The 1,069-nt window shown below is 38.2% G+C and carries 1 protein-coding gene; it reads right to left on the reverse strand.

Features of this window, described 5'->3' with window-relative positions; genetic code table 11:
* Positions 1-51: 51 nt before the first annotated feature.
* Positions 52-1,069 (reverse strand): IS4 family transposase (locus tag ACE1TI_RS21840; protein WP_375009605.1); only part of this gene is annotated, 1,018 nt, incomplete at its 5' end.

The following is a 1,069-nucleotide window of genomic DNA, read 5'->3' on the forward strand; positions in this document are numbered from 1 at the left end:
GACAATAGGGCTATAAAGGTAGTCCAACATCCATTTTTTTACAAGTGGTTATTATATTATTGGATCGTAGGTAAGATCATCCAAATGTGCAACATTCCCTGATTCATATTGTGCTAGAGTTTCTGCGAATATTCGTTCATGCCATAGTTTTTGCCGTCCTTTGGACTGCCGGCTTGGGGGCTTAAATACTTCTCTTATGAAGTTTTTAAAACTCTTGGACCAACAATCACAAATCCAGTCCAGCATTTCTAGTAATGAGCCTTTGTAATTTAGTTGATGCTTCATTAAAAGGGTTAAGCAGAATACAATCATTGCTATGTAGATCTGATTGAAAACAGCGTTGGCACTTTTTCCGTATAGTTTTTTTAGGATTAAGTGCTGTTTGACCCATTTGAAAAACAATTCAATCTGCCAGCGTGATCGATAAAGGTCACTTATTTCCTCTGCACTTATTTTCGCGTCATTACATACGATGGCTATTTTGTTTCCTTCCCTATCGAGTGCCTCTACTAATCGAAGAGGATGTTTCATTTTACCTAGTTTCACAATGGCCTCTCGTGTAATGCCAGAGGAATGTTCAACAGGAACTTCTTCAATAACGTGTACTATGGTGTTTGTCTTAATTCGAGTAACGAAACGGGTTCCTTCTGTACAATAGTTATCAAACTTATCAAAGTTAAAGTAGCCTCGATCAAATACATGAAGTGCGTCTTTTTCCGGTACAATTAAGGCATCTAACTGGGTTTCATCTGCCGGCCTTGCCGCTGTTACAATTACTTCGTTCGGGTAAGATGTCCCATCGTAAAGGATGATGGATGTATGCAGTTTAATGCCTGCTTTCGTTTCTCGGAAATCCGCCCATTCATATTGATTCAGACACATAGAAATAGTTGAGGAATCAATTAAATGAATCTTTTTGAGTGCTTGACCCACCTTTTGAGGCCCTAATGTTTGATGTAATTGTAAAACTAAATGATGAAAGAGAGACTGAAAAACACCTGAAGGTATATCCCCAAGTTTCCGCGATAGTTGAGATTTACTAATACTCTTTAAGCCTATTTCTTGTTGC

This window comes from Alteribacillus sp. JSM 102045 (genome assembly GCF_041949975.1).
Classification (GTDB): domain Bacteria; phylum Bacillota; class Bacilli; order Bacillales; family Marinococcaceae; genus Alteribacillus.